This window comes from Kitasatospora albolonga, assembly GCF_039535905.1.
Lineage (GTDB): Bacteria > Actinomycetota > Actinomycetes > Streptomycetales > Streptomycetaceae > Kitasatospora > Kitasatospora albolonga.
The window spans coordinates 35436-53896 of sequence record NZ_BAAAYB010000077.1; the positions used below are offsets into that span (position 1 = coordinate 35436).

An 18461-nucleotide genomic window follows, 5' to 3' on the forward strand; every position below is an offset into this window, starting at 1 on the left:
CGGATCATCGTGCTGACCAGATGAAGATGGCGGCGAGGTGGAGTCCGGCGAGGTAGATGGTGGCGGTCTTGTCGTAGCGGGTGGCCAGGCCGCGCCAGTGCTTGAGTCTGTTGATGCACCGCTCCACGGTGTTGCGGCGCTTGTAGGTCTCGTAGTCGCATGCGGGTGGTCTGCCTCCGCGTCGGCCCAGGCGTTTGCGGTTGGCGACCTGGTCGGCGGGCTGCGGGATGACGGCCCGGATGCCGCGCCTTCGCAAGTGGGCCCGGATCGCGCGGGAGGAGTAGGCCTTGTCCGCCAGGACCGCCTCCGGCGTGGTTCTGGGTTTGCCGACGGGTCGGGGGACGCGGATGCGGGCCATGAGATTCTCGAACTCCGGCGCGTCCCCGGCCTGTCCGGGGGTGAGGACGAAGGCGAGCGGCCGGCAGTTGCCGTCGGCGGCGAGGTGGATCTTCGTGGTCAGCCCGCCGCGGGAGCGTCCGAGGGCATGGTGGTGGGGCTCGTCGGCCGGAGCCCCTTTTGACGGGCTCCGGCCGCGTGCTGGTGAGCGCGCACGACGGTGGAGTCGACCGCGACGACCCAGTCCAGGTCGCCGTCGGCGTCCGCCTGGGCGAGCAGAGCGGTGAAGACCTTCTCCCAGGTGCCGTCGAGCGCCCACATCCGCAGGCGGTTGTGGGCGCCCTTCCAGGACCCGAACCGCTCGGGCAGGTCCGCCCAAGGCGTCCCGGTGCGGTACTTGAACGCGATCGCGTCGATCACCTGCCGGTGATCACGCCACCTCCCACCCCGCCTCGGTGCACGGTCCGGCAGCAACGGCTCGATCCGCGCCCACTGGGCATCAGTCAACGACACATCAGATCCAACGATCCGATGATCCGAAAGAAACGGCCTAGAGCCGTCCGGCGTCGCGTCCGTGAACTCCGCTGTGGGGGAGATCAGTTCAGCGGGCGGGAGCGGGTCTCGTCGATGACGGTGAAGCCGGTGGCGTCGTAGAGGTTCATGGCGACCTCGTTGCCGCCGAAGACGTTGAACATCAGGGAGCCGTCGCCGCCCTGGCGGGTGATCCACTCGCCGGCGGCCATGGCGGCGCGGCCGTGGCCCTTGCCGCGGTGCTGCTCGTGGATCTCCAGGGAGAAGCCGAAGGTGGTGCCGGGGAGGAAGGAGTGCTGGACCCAGCCGGTGCCGACCACCTCGCCGGCGGCTTCGAAGGCGTAGAAGCCGTGGCCGGGGGTGTGCCGGCCCTGGGGGAGCTCCTCGGCGAAGTCGCGGTCGGACTTGGCCTTGGCCTCCTCGGGGGTGAGGGCACCGGCCCGGAGGATGTCGAAGATGTACGCGGCCTCCTCCGAGGCGCGCCAGGCGGGGAACTCGGCCTCGGTGAGCGGACGGACCGTCAGGCCGGGCGGTGGCTGCGGGGGTTCGGTGGTGGAGAAGGTGCGCATCCGGTTCTGGCCGATGACCGGGTAGTCGGCGAACGGGCCGGGGCCGCCGGTGCGGCGGGTCTCGATCCGGGTGGCGCCCCGTTCGGCGCACCAGCGTTCGGCGAAGGGGAGCGCGGCCGGGTCGGTGAGGTCGTGGACGCCGCCGAAGCCGTCGACGACGGAGAGGGCGAGCCAGTGGGTGCCGTCGGTGAGGACGGTCCAGTCGGGGAGGCGCTTGGTGCCGCGGTCGAAGAGGGCCCGGGCGAGGGCGGGTGAGCACCCGGCCTCCTGGTAGGCGGCCAGCGTCCGCCGCTCGAAGTCGGCCTGCCAGACGGTTCGGTCGCTTGCTGCCTGATAGTCGGTCATCGGGCCACCCTAGGCCGTTTCTTTCGGATCATCGGATCGTTGGATCTGATGTGTCGTTGACTGATGCCCAGTGGGCGCGGATCGAGCCGTTGCTGCCGGACCGTGCACCGAGGCGGGGTGGGAGGTGGCGTGATCACCGGCAGGTGATCGACGCGATCGCGTTCAAGTACCGCACCGGGACGCCTTGGGCGGACCTGCCCGAGCGGTTCGGGTCCTGGAAGGGCGCCCACAACCGCCTGCGGATGTGGGCGCTCGACGGCACCTGGGAGAAGGTCTTCACCGCTCTGCTCGCCCAGGCGGACGCCGACGGCGACCTGGACTGGGTCGTCGCGGTCGACTCCACCGTCGTGCGCGCTCACCAGCACGCGGCCGGAGCCCGTCAAAAGGGGCTCCGGCCGACGAGCCCCACCACCATGCCCTCGGACGCTCCCGCGGCGGGCTGACCACGAAGATCCACCTCGCCGCCGACGGCAACTGCCGGCCGCTCGCCTTCGTCCTCACCCCCGGACAGGCCGGGGATGCGCCGGAGTTCGAGAATCTCATGGCCCGCATCCGCGTCCCCCGACCCGTCGGCAAACCCAGAACCACGCCGGAGGCGGTCCTGGCGGACAAGGCCTACTCCTCCCGCGCGATCCGGGCCCACTTGCGAAGGCGCGGCATCCGGGCCGTCATCCCGCAGCCCGCCGACCAGGTCGCCAACCGCAAACGCCTGGGCCGACGCGGAGGCAGACCACCCGCATGCGACTACGAGACCTACAAGCGCCGCAACACCGTGGAGCGGTGCATCAACAGACTCAAGCACTGGCGCGGCCTGGCCACCCGCTACGACAAGACCGCCACCATCTACCTCGCCGGACTCCACCTCGCCGCCATCTTCATCTGGTCAGCACGATGATCCGAAAGAAACGCCCTAGGAGCGGGGCCCCCCGATGGGCAGTGAATTACCGGGTGGGCGTCAGGCCTCGCAGGCGTGGTCGCCCGGGGAGGTGTTGATCCGGCCCAAGAGCTTCCGCAGGGTGGCCCGTTCGCGTTCGGAGAGGTCGCCGAAGAGGGTGGACTCGACCTCGGTGAGGGTGCGGTCGAGGTGGTCGAGGGTGGTGGTCCCGGCCGGGGTGATCTCGACGATGTGGCGGCGGCGGTCGGCCGGGTCGCGGCGGCGCTCGACCAGACCGGCGCCCTCCAGGTCGTTGAGCAGGGCGACCAGCACGCTCGGGTCGACGCCGAGCCGCTCGGCGAGCTGCCGCTGGCCGACCGGGGCGGAGCCGAGGTGCATCAGGGTCATGGTGTGCCGCGGGCCGAGGCCGCTGGTGCTGAGGGCGCGGCGGATGCGGGTGTCGGTGGCCGCGCCGTGCCAGGCCAGCACGAACCCGAGTCGGTCCATCGGCCCGTCGGCCGGTCCCTCGGCGTTCTCCATGGGCCCATCGTAGCCGGGGGAGAATCATTGGTTGACTTATATCGTTGATGGTGTTCAATGATTGCCGTCCATCTATGAATGATCCCCCTGGAGTCCCCGTGTTCATCGCGTACGTCGTGCTGGCCGTCCTGCTCGCGGTCGGCCTGAGCTTCTCGGCCCGCGCCTTCCTGACGAAGGACCCCAAGATCGTCGGCGGCCTCCCCGCCCTCGGCGTCCCCGAGAGCCGTCTCCCGCTGCTGGCCGCCGCCAAGGCGGCGGGCGCGCTCGGCCTGCTCGCGGGCATCGCCTTCCGCCCGCTCGGCATCGCCGCCGCCGTCGGCCTGGTGCTCTACTTCCTCGGCGCGGTGGTCGCCCACCTGCGGGTCGGCGACACCAAGGGCGCGCCCGGCTCGGTGCTCTTCACCCTGCTCTCCGCGGCGGCCCTGGCGCTCGCGCTCGCCTCCTGACCGGAAAGCCGAACGGCCGTCCGGGCGGCGCTTGTTAGCATCCGGCCATGGCACGTAGTGAGCTGATCGAGGTCGTGGCGGTCGACGAGGCCGACGGCCTGCCGCTGGGATCCGCCGAGTACGCGGTGCAGGAGCTCCCGGAATCCTTCGAGCCGGGCGTCCGGCTCGGCATCGGCGGGGCCCACTGGGAGGTCGTCCGGGCGCAGCCGGCCGCGCGGGCGGAGGTCCTGGCCGAGGGGCGGGCGGTGCTGACGGTCCGTCGGATCGAGACGGCCGACCCGCAGCAGGTCGGCTACACCCTCCCGACCCTCTGCGCGGAGCTGCCGCCGCTCTCCCCGGCGCCGGGCGGCGACGACGATCTGGTGATCCACGAGGACGACTGGCGGCAGACCGAACTGGTCGAACGCCGCCTCCTGGCCGGGGTGGAGGCGGAGCTGCGGGCGGTCCGGCGGATCTGGGACGAGTGCTCCTCCCGGGTCGGCGAGGGGGAGTCGGCCTTCTGGGGCTTCACCGAGCTGCACCTGCGGCGGGGCCCGGCGGAGCCGCTGGCCGGCTCCCTGACGCTGGGCCGGCTGTACGAGCTGCTCCCCGTGACGCGTACGTACACCGGCGTCTCCCTGCGGGACGGCCAGGGCCGGGTGACCAGCTCCTTCGCGGTCGAGGCCGGGCCGGTGGTGGTCTACGGGCGCTGCGACGGCGAGCAGGTCCTGGCGGTCGGGCTCGGCGCGGCGGTGGCACCGCAGGACGTCCCGTGGCTGGCCGGGCTGATGGCGGAGTTCGACCTGCTGCTCGTCGACTGGTGCGCGGGAGGGTACGCGGAGGCGGCGGGCTCGGCCCCGTAAGGTGGGTGGCATGTCTGTCGTGAAGATCAACGTGTTGACGGTGCCCGCCGAGATGCGGGAGACGCTGGAGCAGCGGTTCGCCTCCCGGGCCGGCTCGGTCGAGGGCTCGGACGGCTTCGAGTGGTTCGAGCTGCTCCGCCCGGTCGAGGGCAGCGACCGCTACCTCGTCTACACCCGCTGGGCCAGCGAGGAGCACTACCAGGCCTGGGCCGACGGCCCGGCCCGCGCCGCCCACGGCGGCGGTGCCCCGAAGGACGGCGAGCAGCCCCGCCCGGCCGCCACCGGCGCCGAGCTCTGGTCCTTCGAGGTCGTCCAGTCGGCGGGCCCGAAGCAGGCCTGACGCCAGGCGAGTTGCCCCCACCGGCCCCGGCCCGCCCCTACGGCGCGCCGGGGCCTCCGTGCGTCGGGACGGCGCCGGGTCACACGGGGATGACGTGAACGTCCTGGGCGTTGAGCGCGGTGAGGTAGGCGGTGATGTCCGCGGGGTCGCTGGTGAAGACGGCGGCGCTGCCGTGGCGGGCGGCGGTCAGGGCCACCAGACCGTCGACCGCGTCGGGGCGCTTCTTGGCCGGGAGGTCGGCCGAGCCGAGGACGGTGCCGATGCGCTGCCAGTCCGTCAGATCGGGCCCGGTGGCGCAGGTGATGCAGGAGGTCTGGCCGGCTGAAGTGGGACGCATGGCAGGTGACGAACTGCGCGCCTGGGGCACGGTGCAGTCCCGGAGCATGACGGCGAGGCCGTGCACGAGCCCGGGGGTCGGCCTCCAGACCTGGGCCAGGACCGGCCCGAGCACCACCGCACGGTGGGGCGTGTCCTTGAGTCGCGCGTGCAGCGCGACCGCCTTCGGCTTGTGGTCCGCGAGGGCGATCAGCATCCCGGTGTCGTAGACCGGGACCCGTGCGGTCACGCTGCGTGGCCCGGACGGGCGGCTTGCGGGTCGGTGCCGTAGACCAGTGCCATGGCTGCCTCGACCTCGCGCCGCTCCTCTTCCGTGAGGTCCTCGGCCGTGACCTCGGGCAGAGGGGGAAGCGAGTCGGCGGCCGCACTGGCGGCCGCGATCGCGGAGTCGATGTGTGCGAACTGGGCCTCGGCGGCCTCCACTTCGGCCATCTGGCGGGTGGCCGCGTTGACGAGGTAGGCGGAGACGTCCATGCCGGCGCGTTCGGCGTGCTGCCTTATCCGCTCGGCGTGCTCCTCGTCGAGGCTGATGCTGATCCTGGTCTTGGCCATGCACGCCATTGTATGACGCGTATTACGGGCGCCCAAGGTGCGTGTCGGTGGGCTCGAAGGTGGCCGGGGTGGAGAAGGCGGCGCGGCGGGTGGCTCGGCGGAGGGTGCGGAGGACGGGGGCGCCGATGGTGAGGCAGAGGGTGGCGGTGAGGGCGGCGCGGGGGAGGTCCCAGCCGAGGGAGGTGGTGAGGCAGTAGGCGAGGAAGTGGGCGAGGTTGGTGGTGAGGGGGGCGTCGGGGGAGTAGGAGAGGGCCGGGGGGAGGCCGGCGCCGAGGTAGGGCCAGCCCTGGAGGTTCATGACGGTGCCGTAGGCGAGGGCGGAGAGGGCGCCGTAGGTGGCGAGCAGGGCGAGTTCGCGGCGGCCGCGGAGGGTGGCGGGGCCGGGGAGGAGGCCGGCGCCGAGGCAGACCCAGCCCATGCTGAGCATCTGGAACGGGAGCCAGGGGCCGACGCCGGCGGTGAGCAGGGCGGAGGCGAACATGGTGAGCGCGCCGAGGACGAAGCCGAAGCCCGGGCCGAGCACCCGGCCGGAGAGCACGATCAGGAAGAACATCGGCTCCAGCCCGGCGGTGCCCGCGCCGAGCGGGCGCAGCGCCGCGCCGACCGCGGCCAGCACGCCGAGCAGGGCGACCGACTTGGCGTCCAACCCGGCCTGTCCGTCGCCGCCTTCGGAGATCTGGGCGATGACGACGCCGATGAGCAGGGGCATCAGCAGCGCGAACAGCCACGGGGCGTCGGCGGAGTGGTAGGCCAGGGTGGAGGAGGGGTCGGCGAGCAGTGGCCAGCCGAAGGCGATCACGCCGATGACGGTGATGAGCAGGAGCAGGGCGACGGAGCGGCGGCCGAGGGGGACGGGGCGGTCGAGGGAGGTCGCGGGGGCGGTCACGAGGCGGACTCCGCGAGGGCGGCGGTGACCTGGGGGACCGTCAGCCAGGGGAGCGGGGCGAGGACCTTGGCGACCTGGGGGGCGAAGGCCGGGGAGGAGACCACGATCTCGGCGCTCGGGCCGTCCGCGACGATCTCGCCGTCGGCCAGGATGACGGTGCGGTGGGCGAGTTCGGCGGCCAGCTCCACGTCGTGGGTGGCGAGCAGGACGGCGTGGCCGTCGGCGGCGAGTTCGCGCAGGACGGTGACCAGGCGGGCCTTGGCGGCGTAGTCCAGGCCGCGGGTGGGCTCGTCCAGCAGGAGCAGCGGCGGGCGGGCGGTGAGGACGACGGCGAGGGCGAGGGTGAGCCGTTGGCCCTCGGAGAGGTCGCGGGGGTGCAGGGCGTCGTCGATGCCGGGGAGCAGCCGGGCCACCAGGGCGCGGCAACTGCCGGGCTCCGCGCCGGAGTCGGCGTCGGCCCCGGCGCACTCGGCGGCCACCGTCTCGGCGTAGAGCAGGTCGCGCGGGTCCTGCGGGACGAGGCCGACGTGGCGGATCAGCTCGCGGGGCTTGGCCTTGTGCGGGGCGGTGGCCAGCTCGCCGAGCCGGACGGTTCCGGAGTCGGGGCGGTGCAGGCCGGTGAGGGTGGCGAGCAGGGTGGACTTGCCCGCGCCGTTGCGGCCCATCAGGGCGGTGATCTCCCCTGCGGAGAGCGAGAGTTGGACGCCTCGTAGGACCGGGTTCGGGCCGCGCCTGACCACCAGGCGGCCGACCTCGGCCAGGGTGGGGCCGGGAGTGGCCGAGGCGGCGGGCGGCGTCCGGCCGTCCAGGGCGGCGCGCAGCGGGGCGGCCTTGCGGCGGGCGTCCCGGACGGTCAGCGGCAGCGGGCTCCAGCCGGCCGCCCGGCCGAGGCCGACCACCGGCGGGTGGACCGGCGAGACGGCCATCACGGCGGCCGGATCGTCCAGCAGGGGAGGGGAGTCGGGGGAGAGCAGCAGCACCTGGTCGGCGTACTGGACCACCCGCTCCAGGCGGTGTTCGGTGAGCAGCACGGTGGTGCCGAGGTCGTGCACCAGGCGCTGCAGCACCGCGAGCACCTCCTCGGCCGCGCCGGGGTCGAGGGCGGAGGTCGGCTCGTCCAGCACCAGGACCCGGGGGTGGGACGTGAGCACGGAGCCGATGGCGACGCGCTGCTGCTGGCCGCCGGAGAGGGCGGTGAGCGGGCGGTCGCGCAGCTCGGCCAGGCCCAGCAGGTCGAGGGTCTCCTCCACCCGGCGGCGCATCACCTCGGGGGCCAGGCCCAGGGACTCCATGCCGTAGGCGAGTTCGTCCTCGACGGTGTCGGTGACGAAGTGCGCCAGCGGGTCCTGGCCCACCGTGCCGACCACGTCGGCGAGTTCGCGCGGGCGGTGCTCCCGGGTGTCCCGGCCGGCCACGGTGACCCGGCCGGTCAGCACGCCGCCGGTGAAGTGCGGGACCAGGCCGCTCACGGTGCCCAGCAGGGTGGACTTGCCGACCCCGGACGGGCCGACCACCAGGCAGAGTTCGCCCTCCGGGACGCTCAGGCTCACCTCGCGCAGCACCGGGGCGGCGGCGTCCTGGTACCGGACGGAGACCTGGTCGAAGGTGATCACGGCTGCCTCGGGGTGGGAGTGGGGGCGACGAAGGCGGGGAGCAGGCCGAGCAGGACGGCCAGCGCGGGGAGCAGCGGCAGGGTGGGCCAACTCGGCGGCACCACGGTCGGGTTGAAGCCGGTGGGATCGTGGAGCGAGAGCAGCACCAGCAGCCCGGCCACGGCGGCGCCCGAGCCGGCCACCGCCCACTCGCGCCAGGCCCACGGGTCCGGCCGGTAGCGGGTGCGCACCGAACGGCGGCCGCCGAGCGCCAGCCCGGCCCCGGCGGCCAGCAGGCCGAGCACCAGGACCGGGAGCGCCCAGCCGCCGCCGTCCGCGCTGAGCAGCCCGTAGCAGGCGGCGCAGACGCCGATCAGGCCGAGCAGGGTCAGCGCCGCGGTGGTCCGGGCGATCCTCGGCGGTACGTCGGCGGTCCGGCCGAAGCCCCGGCTGTCCATCGCGGCGGCCAGGGCGACGGACCGTTCGAGCGCACTCTCCAGCACCGGCAGCCCGACGCTGAGCAGCGCCTTGACCCCCTTGTCCGAGCGGCCGCGCAACCGCCGCGCGGTGCGCACCCGTTGGACGTCGGCGACCAGGTTCGGCGCGAAGGTCATCGCCACCACGGCGGCCACCCCCGCCTCGTAGAGCGCGCCGGGCAGGGTGCGCAGCAGGCGGGAGGGGCTGGCGAGGGAGTTGGCCGCGCCCACGCAGATCAGCAGGGTGGCCAGTCGCAGGCTCTGGTAGAGCGAGAAGAGCAGCGCCTCGAGCGTCACCCGGCCGCCGATGCGCACCCCCTGCGCCCAGTCGGGGAGCGGGAGTTGGGGCAGGGTGAGGACGACGTGGGTGCCGCCGACGGCCGAGCCGAGCAGCACGGTGAAGACCAGCCGGATCCCCAGCACCACCAGGGCGAGCCGCAGGAAGGTTCCGTAGGAGCGGGCCCACGGCTCGGTGGAGCGGCGGGCGGCGACCACGTACCCGGCCACGGCGACGATCAGTAGGAGCAGCAGCGGGTTCGTGGTCCGGGAGGCGGCCGCCCCGAGGCCGAGCGCCCAGAGCCACCACGCGCCGGGGTGCAGACGGCGCGGGCCGATCGCGGAGCGGGTGGTGGCTCGGGACACGGGGAGGACCTTCGGGACGCGAGGAGGGGAGGGGGAGGGAGTGACGGTGGGTCAGGAACGGCGGCGGCGGGCCTGCCAGACGGCCGCCCCGGCCAGGGCCGCCACCAGTGCGGCGCCCGCGACCACGCCCAGCGCCGGGCCGGAGCCGCCGGATCCCCTGTCGCCGGAGTCCGTGTCGCCGGAGGCGGTCGCGGACCCGGCGGCGTTCACCGCGTCGCCGCAACCGGCCTTCGGGTAGCCGGAGATGGCGCACAGGATGCCGGCCGAGTCGTACCGCAGCGGTGGGGCCAGGGTGGCCAGCACCTCGGCCGAGGTGGCGGCGGCCGGTACGGCGGCGCAGCCGGTGCGCGGCGAGGGGGTGGGCGGGGTCTCGCCGGACGGGGCGTCGGCGGCGGTGCCGAAGTCGAGCACCACGGCGACCCGCTTCTTGCCGGGCTGGGCGGGGGTGGCGGCGCAGAGCGCGGCGAAGTCGCCGGAGCCGGTGGGCCGCGCGGCGTCCTGGCCGCCGTCGGGGCTGACCGCGAAGCGCCAGCCGTCCACGGCACCGTCCGGCGGCACGTACACGGCGGGGCCCTGCTGCTGGTAGGTCCAGCCGGAGCCGGTCGCCTTCCAGAACGACCAGTAGCGGTAGCCGGTGGCGTGCGCGGGGGAGGGGAGCAGGACGGTGAGCAGGCTGGCCAGCAGGAGGGCGAGCGCGGCGGTGAGGGCCGGGGCCGTCACCGCCGCGCCGGGTCGGCGGGGCGTCACTTCTGCCCGTCGCCCTCGTCGGTGTCCGGCCGGTCCTTAGCGGCGGGCTCGGAGGAGGGCTCGGCGGCGGGCTTCTCCATGGCCTTCTCCGCGGGCTCGGCGGCCGGCTTGCCGCCGCCCGGGGCGTGGGCGCCGCGCTTGCGCTGGAGGCTGAGCAGCAGGCCGCCGCCGATGCCGATCAGCAGGCCGACGCCGATCAGCCAGAACGGGGAGAAGCCGCCGTTGTCGTCGGCCTCGGTGATGGAGGAGCCGGGGGCCTTGGTGCCCTTGGGGTACTCCGAGGCGGCGGCGCTCGCGGCGGGCGGGACGGACTTGGGCGCCGGGCCGGCGTCGATGAGCAGCTGGAGGATGTTGCTGCCGCCGTAGTTGAGCGGGTCGCGCCCGGACGCCTGGGCGGTCAGCACCAGGATGGCGGCGGCCGAGGCGTCGGTGCCGGAGGCGCCCTTGGCGGCCCAGGCGTAGCCGTTGCCGGCCAGCCAGTCGGCGGCACCGGCGGCCTCGGTGGGGTGGCCGGCCTGGATCAGGCTGAGCGCGGCCCAGGCGGTGGCGTTGTAGTCGGGGGTGGGCGCGGCGCCGGGGGTGTTGAGCATCAGGTGCTGGCCGTTGGCCGCCAGCTGCGCGACCAGGTGGGCGGAGACGGCCTCGGCGGAGGCCGCGCGCGGCACCGGGCCCGAGGTGGTGGTGGAGCAGTCGAGCGGCTTGGGCGCGGCGTCCGCCCGGTTGGTGTTGGTGACCGGCAGCTTGCCGCCGGCCGCGGCGAGCGCGGCCTGGGCGCTGGCCAGCCCGTTCGGGGCGAGCGAGCCGTCCGGGAGCGGCTGGTAGCCGAAGGCGCCGCGCTCGCCGACCGGGGCGGCGCAGCCGAGCTGGAAGAGGGCCAGGCCGTCGTAGGCGGTCTTGCCGTCCTTGGCCACGGTGGCCGGGTCGGTGCCGACGGTGAGCAGGGCGCTGACGGCCAGTCCGGTGGAGTTGGCGTCGCCGGGGTTGCCGGGGTTGTAGGCCCAACTGCCGTCCGCGTTCTGGACCTTCTTCAGCCACTCGACGCCCCGGCTGACGGAGTTCTGGTGTCCGTCCAGCTTGCTCAGCGCCTGGACGGCCATGGCGGTGGCGTTGGTGTCCTCGGCCTTGGGGTCGCAGGCGCCGGTGGTCGCGGCGGCGGAGGAGGTGTCGGCGCGGAACGAGGGCCAGCCGCCGTCCGCGCACTGCTGGCCGGTCAGCCAGTTCACCGCGGCGTCGGCGGGCACCACGCCGGTGGCGGCGAGCGCGGTGAGGGCCAGCGACTGGCGCCACACGCCGTCGTACGTCGGGTCGCCCTTGCCGTAGACCTCGGCGGGGGCGGCGACCGGGGAGGGGGAGGCCGACGGGGTGTCCGCGAGGGCGGGGGCGGCGGTGCCGGCCAGCAGGGCGGCGGTGGCCAAGGCGGTGGTGGCCAGGGCGGCGCCCGCGCGGGCAGTGGTGAGCATGGCGGTGGGTGGACCTTTCGCTGAGCGGTTGTGCGGCGGTGGGGGAACCGCCCGTAGACCTCGACGTGGCCGCTCGCTCCCGGACGGGCATTCCGACTTTCACGGCTGCGGGTCAGTGCCGGAGTACCACCGGCTTCCCCCGACGAGGAGCGGATGAAGTTGTACCAGCGGTTCAAGACTCTAACCTTCCGGCCGTCGCGCTCCGTACCGACACGGTCTGGACGCCACCCCTCCCCACGGACTAGAACTGGTACCAGTTTTTCGGTCCGTCGGGCGGAGGAGTCGGGGATGACCGGGGTAGTGGAGCACGGCGAGCTGTTCATCGGAGGCGCGTGGAGCGCCCCGGCCGGGGACGCGGTGATCGAGGTGGTCTCCCCGCACACCGAGCAGGTGATCGGCCGGGTGCCGCACGCCGCCGAGGCGGACGTGGACCGCGCGGTGGCCGCCGCCCGCCGGGCCTTCGACGAGGGCCCCTGGCCCCGGACCTCGCCGGCCGAGCGGATCGCGGTGGTGCGCCGGATCAAGGACGGCCTGGCCGCCCGGGCCCGGGAGCTGGCCGAGCTGATCACCTCTCAGAACGGCTCGCCGATCTCCTGGAGCGTGCCCGCCCAGGCGTACGGACCGGTGGCGATCTGGGACGCGTACATCCGGGTGGCCGAGGCGCACCCCTTCGAGGAGCTGCGGGACGGGGCCTTCGGCCGGGCCCTGGTGCGCAGCGAGCCGGCCGGGGTGGTGGCGGCGGTGGTGCCGTGGAACGTCCCGCAGTTCGCCGCCGCCTCCAAGCTGGCGCCCGCCCTGCTGGCGGGCTGCACCGTGGTGCTCAAGCCGTCGCCGGAGACCCCGCTGGACGCCTACGTGCTGGCCGAGGTGGTCCGCGAGGCCGGGCTGCCCGAGGGCGTGCTGAGCATCCTGCCCGCCGACCGGGGGACCGGGGCGTACCTGGTCGGCCACCCCGGCGTGGACAAGGTCTCCTTCACCGGCTCGGTCGCCGCCGGGCGGCTGGTGATGGCCAGTGCCGCCCGCACCCTCAAGAAGGTCACCCTGGAGCTCGGCGGCAAGTCCGCCGCGATCGTGCTCCCCGACGCCGACCTGGACCGCACCGTCCGCTCCCTGACCACCGCCGCCTACCTCAACAACGGCCAGGCCTGCATCGCCCAGACCCGGATCCTCGCCCCCGCCTCCCACTACGAGGAGCTGGCCGAGCGCCTCACGGCCGCCGTCGCCGCCCTCCCGGTCGGGGACCCGCTCGACCCGGGCACGGCCGTCGGCCCGCTGGTGACGGCGCGTCAGCGGCAGCGCAGCCTGGACTACATCGCGCTGGCCCAGGAGGAGGGCGCCAAGCTGCTCACCGGTGGCGGGGTGCCGGCCGGACTGGAGCGCGGCTGGTACGTCGAGCCGACGCTCTTCGGCGACGTCGACAACTCCAGCCGGATCGCCCAGGAGGAGGTCTTCGGCCCGGTGGTCTGCCTGACGCCCTACCAGGACGAGGAGCAGGCCGTCCGGCTGGCGAACGACTCCGAGTTCGGCCTCTCCGGCAGCGTCTGGACCGCCGACGTCGAACGCGGCCTGGACGTGGCCCGCCGGATCCGCACCGGCACCTACGCGGTCAACACCTTCACCCTCGACTGCGGCGTCCCATTCGGCGGCTACAAGCAGTCCGGCGTCGGCCGCGAGTTCGGCCCCGAGGGCTTCGCCGAGTACCTGGAGACCAAGAGCATCGTCCTGCCCAAGGGGTACACCGCGCCCTGACGGGCGGTCAGGGTCTCAGAGGGTCAGCAGGCGGGCCGCGGTGTGGAGGTCGGCGCGGACCTCCGCCAGCGAGGTGCGGCCGGAGAGCCAGGCGAGCAGGGTGGCGTGCCAGGTGTGGGCGACCACGCGGAGGGCGGCCTGCTGGGCCGGGGTGGGGGTGGGGCCGAGCTGGGCGGCGTCCAGGACGATGGCGGAGGTGACGGCGGAGACGGCGTCCACCTCGGCGCTCACCGAGCGGTCGGCGAAGGAGAGGGCGCGCACCATGGCCTCCGCGAGCCGGGGCTCGCGCTGGAGCGCGTGGAAGGCCTGGGTCAGGGTCTCGGCGACCCTGGCCGCCGGGTCGTCCCCGGTCGGTGGGTGGCGGCGGACCTGTTCGTGGAGGTGCTGGAGCTGCTCCTGCATCACCGCGACCAACAGGTGCACCTTGGAGGGGAAGTAGCGGTAGAGGGTGCCGAGTGCGACCTCCGCCGTCTCCGCCACCTCGCGCATCTGCACCGCCTCGTACCCGCCCCGGGCGGCCAGCGCGGTGGAGGCCCGCAGGATGCGGCGGCGGCGCTCGGCCTGACGGGGCGTGAGCCCGGCGCCGGGGGCGGCGGTGGTGGTCAAGGCGGGCCTCCCCGGACGGGTGCGCGGTAGTTCCGGACGGGGGTGATTGAACCATGGGGCGGCAGGTGAGGACACGTCGGCGGGGAGGCGTCGGGAGAGCTATGTCACAGTGAACGCCGGGTCGGCGCGCCCCGTGGAGCAGTCAGAATGGAGCTCTCCGGTGCTGACGTACCCGTCAGTAGCCGGCGTCTCCCCGGGCGGGGGCCGCCCGGCCGCTCCCGGGTCCGGGGCCGGGTATCTTCGAGGCCCGAACAAGCATGAAACGTGATCTACTTCCCGCCGCCCGCGCGGACGGAGAGTAGGGGACAGGAGCCCCGGATGACCGCGCTGCCGCCGCGACCGCTGCGCATCGCCCTGCTCTCCTACCGGGGCGACCCGTACTGCGGCGGCCAGGGCGTGTACGTGCGCCACCTCTCCCGCGAGCTGGCCCGCCTCGGCCACCACGTGGACGTGATCGGCGCCCAGCCCTACCCCGTGCTGGACGAGGTCGAGGGCCCGGGCAGCGTGCGGCTCGTGGAGCTGCCCAGTCTGGACCTGTACCGGGCCGACGACCCCTTCCGCACCCCCGCGCTGCGCGAGTACCGGAGCCTGGTGGACGTGCTGGAGGTGGCCGGCATGCGCACCGGCGGCTTCCCCGAGCCGCTCACCTTCTCGCTCCGGGCCCGGCAGTACCTGGCCGCCCACAAGGGCCGCTACGACGTGGTGCACGACAACCAGACCCTCGGCTACGGCCTGCTCGGCCTGGCCCGGCACGGCTTCCCGCTGGTCACCACCGTGCACCACCCGATCACCGTGGACCGGCAGCTGGAGATCGACGCGGCCGCCACCCGGCTGGAGCGGCTCGGCAAGCGCCGCTGGTACGGCTTCGTCCGGATGCAGCGCCGGGTGGCCGCCCGGCTGGACCACGTGATCACCGTCTCCGGCAGCTCCAAGACCGAGATCGCCGAGCACCTGGGCACCCCGCCCGGCCGGATCGCGGTGGTGCCGATCGGCGCCGACACCCGGCTCTGGTCGCCCTCCGAGGAGGTCGCCGTGGTGCCCGGACGGATCGTCACCACCTCCAGTGCGGACGTCCCGTTGAAGGGCCTGGTCCACCTGGTGGAGGCCCTGGCCAAGGTGCGGACCGAGCGCCCGGCGCACCTGGTGGTGGTCGGCAAGCCGCAGAAGGGCGAGGGGCCGGTCACCGAGGCCGTCCGCCGCTTCGGCCTGGAGGCGCACGTCGAGTTCCGCACCGGGCTGACGGACCGTGAGCTGGTCGACCTCTACCGCTCGGCCGAGGTGGCCTGCGTGCCGTCCCTGTACGAGGGCTTCTCGCTGCCCGCCGCCGAGGCGATGGCCACCGGCACCCCGCTGGTCGCCACCACCGGCGGTGCCATCCCCGAGGTGGCCGGGCGGACGGCGAGACCTGCCTCGCGGTGCCGCCCGGCGACGCGGGGGCGCTGGCCGCCGCGCTGGGGCGCCTGCTGGACGACCCCGCGCTGCGGGCCCGCCTCGGCGCGGCCGGGCGGGAGCGGGTGCTGGCCCGGTTCACCTGGCAGCGGGGCCGCCGAGCTCACCGCCGAGCAGTACCGCGCGGCGATCGCCACCGGGGTCGGGCAGCGGGCCCGGGCCGGCGCCGGGTGGCGCTACGTCGCCTGAGCAGCCCCGGCGCGGCCGCGAGCTGACGGCCGATCACTTTCTCGTCGTACCACCGCACCAACGAATGGGAGCCCCGCAGTGCTGACCGTCGATTTCTCCCGCTTCCCGCTCGCCCCCGGCGACCGGGTGCTCGACCTGGGCTGTGGTGGGGGCCGGCACGCCTTCGAGTGTTACCGGCGCGGCGCGAACGTGGTCGCCCTGGACCAGAACGCCGAGGAGATCGCCGAGGTGCGCAAGTGGTTCGCCGCCATGGAGCAGGCCGGCGAGGCGCCGGCCGGCGCCTCGGCGGTGGCCATGGAGGGCGACGCGCTCAACCTGCCGTTCGACGACGACACCTTCGACAAGATCATCATCTCCGAGGTGATGGAGCACATCCCGGACGACAAGGGCGTGCTCGCCGAGATGGTCCGGGTGCTCAAGCCCGGCGGCCTGCTGGCCGTCACCGTGCCGCGCTACCTGCCCGAGAAGATCTGCTGGGCGCTCTCCGACGAGTACCACGAGGTCGAGGGCGGGCACATCCGGATCTACAAGGGCGACGAGCTGGTGGAGCGGGTGCGGGAGGCCGGCCTGGAGCCGTACGGCCAGCACCACGCACACGCGCTGCACTCGCCGTACTGGTGGATCAAGTGCGCGGTCGGCGTCAACAACGACAAGGCCCTGCCGGTCAAGGCCTACCACCAGCTGCTGGTCTGGGACATCGTCGGGACGCCGGTGATCTCGAAGATCACCAAGGCCGCCGAGAAGGCGCTCAACCCGGTGATCGGCAAGAGCTTCGTGGTGTACGCGAGCAAGCCGCGGAAGGCCGGCGCATGACGGCCGCGATCCCCGAGGCGCTGCTGCTCGACGGGGGTGCTGGACGCCCGGCAGGCCGCCGACACCGTCCGCTCCATCCTGGCCGACCAGCTGCCCGACGGCGCCATCCCGTGGTTCGGCGGCGGGCACCTGGACCCCTGGGACCACACCGAGGCCGCGATGGCCCTCGACACGGCCGGCGAGCACGCCGCCGCCGAGGCCGCGTACCGCTGGCTGGCGGGGCGTCAGAACCCGGACGGCTCCTGGTACGCCGCCTACGTGGACGGCGAGGTGACCAGCCGGGCGAAGGAGACCAACTTCTGCGCCTACGTGGCGGTCGGGGTCTGGCACCACCACCTCTCGACGGGAGACGACGGTTTCCTGGAGTGGATCTGGCCGGTCGTCCGGCGGGCGCTGGACTTCACGGTCGGGCTGCGGCTGCCCGGCGGGCCGATCGCCTGGCGGCAGGACGAGGACGGCACCGCGCCGGAGGAGGCGCTGCTGACCGGGTCCTCCAGCATCCTGCACGCGCTGCGGTGCGGGCTCGCCATCGCGGACTACCTCGAGGAGCCGCAGCCGGACTGGGAGTTGGCGGCGGGGCGGCTGCGGCACGCCGTCGCCCACCACCCGGAGCGGTTCCTCGACAAGGACCGCTACTCGATGGACTGGTACTACCCGGTGCTCGGGACCGCGCTGCGCGGTGCCGAGGCGGTGGCCAGGATCGAGAAGGACTGGGAGAAGTTCGTGGTGCCCGGGCTGGGGGTGCGGTGCGTCAGCGACCGGCCCTGGGTGACGGGCGGCGAGAGCGCCGAACTGGCGCTCGCGCTCTGGGCGGTGGGCGAGTCCGACCGCGCGGTGGAGATCCTGCGGTGGATCCAGCACCTGCGGCACGAGGACGGGTCCTACTGGACCGGGTACGTCTTCGAGGACGACGCGATCTGGCCCGAGGAGCGGACCACCTGGACGGCGGGCGCACTGCTGCTCGCGGTGGCGGCGCTGGGCGGGGACCACGCGACGGTCGCCGTCTTCGGCGGGGACCAGCTCCCCGCGGGGCTGGTCGTCGAGGACTGCTGCTGAGGCGGGGCTGATCACCCGGGGCGAGGACGGTTGCGCCCCGCAGGGGCGCGAGGCTCTGCTGATCTGCGGCTCCGCCGCGGGGCGCGAAGGGGAACGGCAGCACGTGCAACTGAGCCACCATCAGTCAGTTGCAGGTGCTGCCGTTCCCCTTCGCGCAGTTCCTCGCGCCCCTGGCCGCTGCCCTTCCGGGCGCCGCGTGCGAGGGGACCCCTGCGGAGGTCAGCCGCGCTGGATGCCGGTGACGTCGTTCAGGAGGCCGTGGGAGCCGTCCTGGAGCTGGGCCACCAGGGCGGTGCCGCGCTGTTCGACGGCCAGGTACCAGGTGCCCGGGAGGAGCTCGCCGACCGGCGGGCCGGCGGGGTTCTCCTTGGGCGAGAGCTGGCGGGGGGCGGGACGGCGAACCAGAACGGCGCGAAGTCGGCGACCGGGGCGGCCGGGTTCGGCAGCGGGGCGGTCACGGCGGCCGGGACGGCGGGCTGGACCTGGGTCGGCTCCTGGTGGGAGGCCGGGTTGGGCAGCGGGGCGGTGGTGCCGGCGCCGCTCGGGGTCGGGTAGCCGTAACCACCGGGCTGCGGCTGGGCGGTGTAGCCGGGGAGGCCACCGCCCGGGACCGGCTGGCCAGCCTGGCCCTGGGCCTGGTCGTAGCCGAAGGGGGCGCCCGGAGCGGGCTGGCCGACCTGACCGGGCTGGCCCGGCTGGAAGGCACCGCCGGGCGAACGGGGATCCGGGGCGGCGGGGGTGGCCGGCTTGTCCGTCAGCAGCGGGGCCTGGAGGGCGGGCACCAGCGGGGCGGCCGCGGCGGCCCCGGCGAGCACCAGCAGGGCGAGCACGCTGAGCAGGCGCCGAAGCCGTGGCCGACCGGCGCTGCTGTCGCCGCCGCCGGCCAGGGCCCACAGGCCGGACCAGAGGGCGGCGAAGGAGAGCGCGGTGCCCACTGGTCCAGGCGCAGGCCGAGGATCTGGCGGCCGTTGGCGGCCTCGCCCTGGAAGCGCTTGCACCAGGTATCAGGCCGGCGCCGATGAGGCCGAGCAGGAAGACCGAGGGCAGGCACCGTAAGAGCGCGGTCGACCAGTGCGCTCTGGGAG

19 protein-coding genes, 1 pseudogene and 1 riboswitch are annotated in these 18461 nt (G+C 74.3%); of the genes and pseudogenes, 8 read left to right on the forward strand and 12 right to left on the reverse strand.

The genetic code is table 11. From position 1 onward, the window contains the following. Window positions 1-4: 4 nt before the first annotated feature. Together ABD946_RS18685 and ABD946_RS18690 are read right to left on the reverse strand one after the other, a co-directional pair. Window positions 5-864, reverse strand: a protein-coding gene (locus ABD946_RS18685) for an IS5 family transposase (RefSeq protein ID WP_425558654.1) whose coding sequence is annotated in 2 segments (ribosomal slippage) — window positions 5-507 and window positions 507-864 — 861 coding nt in all. Because the reading frame shifts where the segments join, the coding sequence is not laid out codon by codon here. A 68-nt stretch (window positions 865-932) separates the two neighbouring features. Next, entirely contained in the window at window positions 933-1781 is an 849-nt protein-coding gene (locus ABD946_RS18690; RefSeq protein ID WP_345284994.1) for a GNAT family N-acetyltransferase, read from the reverse strand. 35 nt (window positions 1782-1816) lie between these two features. On the opposite strand from ABD946_RS18690, the gene ABD946_RS18695 reads away from it, so the two are divergent. Then, window positions 1817-2676, forward strand: a protein-coding gene (locus ABD946_RS18695) for an IS5 family transposase (protein ID WP_425558654.1) whose coding sequence is annotated in 2 segments (ribosomal slippage) — window positions 1817-2174 and window positions 2174-2676 — 861 coding nt in all. Because the reading frame shifts where the segments join, the coding sequence is not laid out codon by codon here. Between the two features lie 60 nt (window positions 2677-2736). On the opposite strand, the gene ABD946_RS18700 is transcribed toward ABD946_RS18695, so the two are convergent. Beyond that, a complete protein-coding gene (locus tag ABD946_RS18700) occupies window positions 2737-3195 on the reverse strand; it encodes a MarR family winged helix-turn-helix transcriptional regulator (RefSeq protein ID WP_345284996.1) in 459 nt (152 codons plus the stop codon). A 98-nt stretch (window positions 3196-3293) separates the two neighbouring features. Here ABD946_RS18700 and ABD946_RS18705 point away from each other — a divergent pair, with 98 nt between their 5' ends. The 3 genes from ABD946_RS18705 to ABD946_RS18715 are packed head-to-tail and all read left to right on the forward strand — an operon-like array spanning window position 3294 to window position 4823. Beyond that, window positions 3294-3641 (forward strand): DoxX family protein, encoded by a 348-nt coding sequence (locus tag ABD946_RS18705; protein ID WP_345284998.1) that lies wholly within the window; start codon window positions 3294-3296, stop codon window positions 3639-3641. Between the two features lie 47 nt (window positions 3642-3688). After that, the gene (locus ABD946_RS18710; RefSeq protein WP_345285000.1) at window positions 3689-4483 is read left to right on the forward strand and encodes a hypothetical protein; all 795 of its coding nucleotides are present in this window, start codon (window positions 3689-3691) and stop codon (window positions 4481-4483) included. 10 nt (window positions 4484-4493) lie between these two features. After that, window positions 4494-4823, forward strand: a complete 330-nt coding sequence (locus ABD946_RS18715; protein WP_345285002.1) for an antibiotic biosynthesis monooxygenase family protein — start codon at window positions 4494-4496, stop codon at window positions 4821-4823. A 79-nt stretch (window positions 4824-4902) separates the two neighbouring features. On the opposite strand, the gene ABD946_RS18720 is transcribed toward ABD946_RS18715, so the two are convergent. The 7 genes from ABD946_RS18720 to ABD946_RS18750 are packed head-to-tail and all read right to left on the reverse strand — an operon-like array spanning window position 4903 to window position 11514. Continuing rightward, window positions 4903-5388, reverse strand: a complete 486-nt coding sequence (locus ABD946_RS18720) for a hypothetical protein (RefSeq protein WP_345285004.1) — start codon at window positions 5386-5388, stop codon at window positions 4903-4905. Next, window positions 5385-5711, reverse strand: coding sequence for a plasmid mobilization protein (locus ABD946_RS18725; protein WP_345285006.1), 327 nt, complete (start codon window positions 5709-5711; stop codon window positions 5385-5387). The genes ABD946_RS18720 and ABD946_RS18725 overlap by 4 nt, the downstream gene beginning before the upstream one ends. A 22-nt stretch (window positions 5712-5733) precedes the next feature. Next, the gene (locus ABD946_RS18730) at window positions 5734-6597 is read right to left on the reverse strand and encodes an ECF transporter S component (RefSeq protein ID WP_345285008.1); all 864 of its coding nucleotides are present in this window, start codon (window positions 6595-6597) and stop codon (window positions 5734-5736) included. After that, window positions 6594-8210 (reverse strand): ABC transporter ATP-binding protein, encoded by a 1617-nt coding sequence (locus ABD946_RS18735; protein ID WP_345285010.1) that lies wholly within the window; start codon window positions 8208-8210, stop codon window positions 6594-6596. The genes ABD946_RS18730 and ABD946_RS18735 overlap by 4 nt, the downstream gene beginning before the upstream one ends. After that, window positions 8207-9307: an energy-coupling factor transporter transmembrane component T gene (locus tag ABD946_RS18740; RefSeq protein WP_345285012.1), complete on the reverse strand. Its 1101-nt coding sequence runs from the start codon at window positions 9305-9307 to the stop codon at window positions 8207-8209. The genes ABD946_RS18735 and ABD946_RS18740 overlap by 4 nt, the downstream gene beginning before the upstream one ends. A gap of 51 nt (window positions 9308-9358) precedes the next feature. Further along, window positions 9359-10054, reverse strand: a complete 696-nt coding sequence (locus ABD946_RS18745) for an SCO2322 family protein (protein WP_345285014.1) — start codon at window positions 10052-10054, stop codon at window positions 9359-9361. Continuing rightward, a complete protein-coding gene (locus tag ABD946_RS18750; RefSeq protein ID WP_345285016.1) occupies window positions 10051-11514 on the reverse strand; it encodes an SCO2321 family membrane protein in 1464 nt (487 codons plus the stop codon). The genes ABD946_RS18745 and ABD946_RS18750 overlap by 4 nt, the downstream gene beginning before the upstream one ends. A 65-nt stretch (window positions 11515-11579) precedes the next feature. Continuing rightward, window positions 11580-11698, reverse strand: a riboswitch (cobalamin riboswitch). 104 nt (window positions 11699-11802) lie between these two features. Here ABD946_RS18750 and ABD946_RS18755 point away from each other — a divergent pair. Next, window positions 11803-13263, forward strand: a complete 1461-nt coding sequence (locus tag ABD946_RS18755; protein WP_345285018.1) for an aldehyde dehydrogenase — start codon at window positions 11803-11805, stop codon at window positions 13261-13263. Between the two features lie 15 nt (window positions 13264-13278). On the opposite strand, the gene ABD946_RS18760 is transcribed toward ABD946_RS18755, so the two are convergent. Continuing rightward, complete coding sequence (locus tag ABD946_RS18760) at window positions 13279-13869, reverse strand: TetR family transcriptional regulator (protein WP_345285020.1); 591 nt, start codon at window positions 13867-13869, stop codon at window positions 13279-13281. A 318-nt stretch (window positions 13870-14187) separates the two neighbouring features. Between ABD946_RS18760 and ABD946_RS18765 the strand changes: the two are divergent. The 3 genes and pseudogenes from ABD946_RS18765 to ABD946_RS18775 all read left to right on the forward strand — a co-directional run bounded on the left by ABD946_RS18765 (window position 14188) and on the right by ABD946_RS18775 (window position 17376). Continuing rightward, a pseudogene (locus ABD946_RS18765) lies at window positions 14188-15507 on the forward strand (glycosyltransferase family 4 protein). A gap of 78 nt (window positions 15508-15585) precedes the next feature. Further along, on the forward strand, window positions 15586-16320 hold the full coding sequence (locus tag ABD946_RS18770) for a class I SAM-dependent methyltransferase (RefSeq protein ID WP_345285022.1): 735 nt from the start codon (window positions 15586-15588) through the stop codon (window positions 16318-16320). A 36-nt stretch (window positions 16321-16356) separates the two neighbouring features. After that, window positions 16357-17376: a prenyltransferase/squalene oxidase repeat-containing protein gene (locus ABD946_RS18775; RefSeq protein ID WP_345285024.1), complete on the forward strand. Its 1020-nt coding sequence runs from the start codon at window positions 16357-16359 to the stop codon at window positions 17374-17376. A 248-nt stretch (window positions 17377-17624) separates the two neighbouring features. Here ABD946_RS18775 and ABD946_RS18780 read toward each other — a convergent pair whose 3' ends face one another. Beyond that, window positions 17625-18311: a hypothetical protein gene (locus ABD946_RS18780; protein WP_345285026.1), complete on the reverse strand. Its 687-nt coding sequence runs from the start codon at window positions 18309-18311 to the stop codon at window positions 17625-17627. Window positions 18312-18461: the final 150 nt, after the last annotated feature.

Coding starts and splice junctions, on each gene's coding strand:
- ABD946_RS18690 (WP_345284994.1), bottom strand. CDS start 1,781: ATGACCGACTATCAGGCAGCAAGCGACCGAACCGTCTGGCAGGCCGAC.
- ABD946_RS18700 (WP_345284996.1), bottom strand. CDS start 3,195: ATGGAGAACGCCGAGGGACCGGCCGACGGGCCGATGGACCGACTCGGG.
- ABD946_RS18715 (WP_345285002.1), top strand. CDS start 4,494: ATGTCTGTCGTGAAGATCAACGTGTTGACGGTGCCCGCCGAGATGCGG.
- ABD946_RS18710 (WP_345285000.1), top strand. CDS start 3,689: ATGGCACGTAGTGAGCTGATCGAGGTCGTGGCGGTCGACGAGGCCGAC.
- ABD946_RS18725 (WP_345285006.1), bottom strand. CDS start 5,711: ATGGCCAAGACCAGGATCAGCATCAGCCTCGACGAGGAGCACGCCGAG.
- ABD946_RS18750 (WP_345285016.1), bottom strand. CDS start 11,514: ATGCTCACCACTGCCCGCGCGGGCGCCGCCCTGGCCACCACCGCCTTG.
- ABD946_RS18755 (WP_345285018.1), top strand. CDS start 11,803: ATGACCGGGGTAGTGGAGCACGGCGAGCTGTTCATCGGAGGCGCGTGG.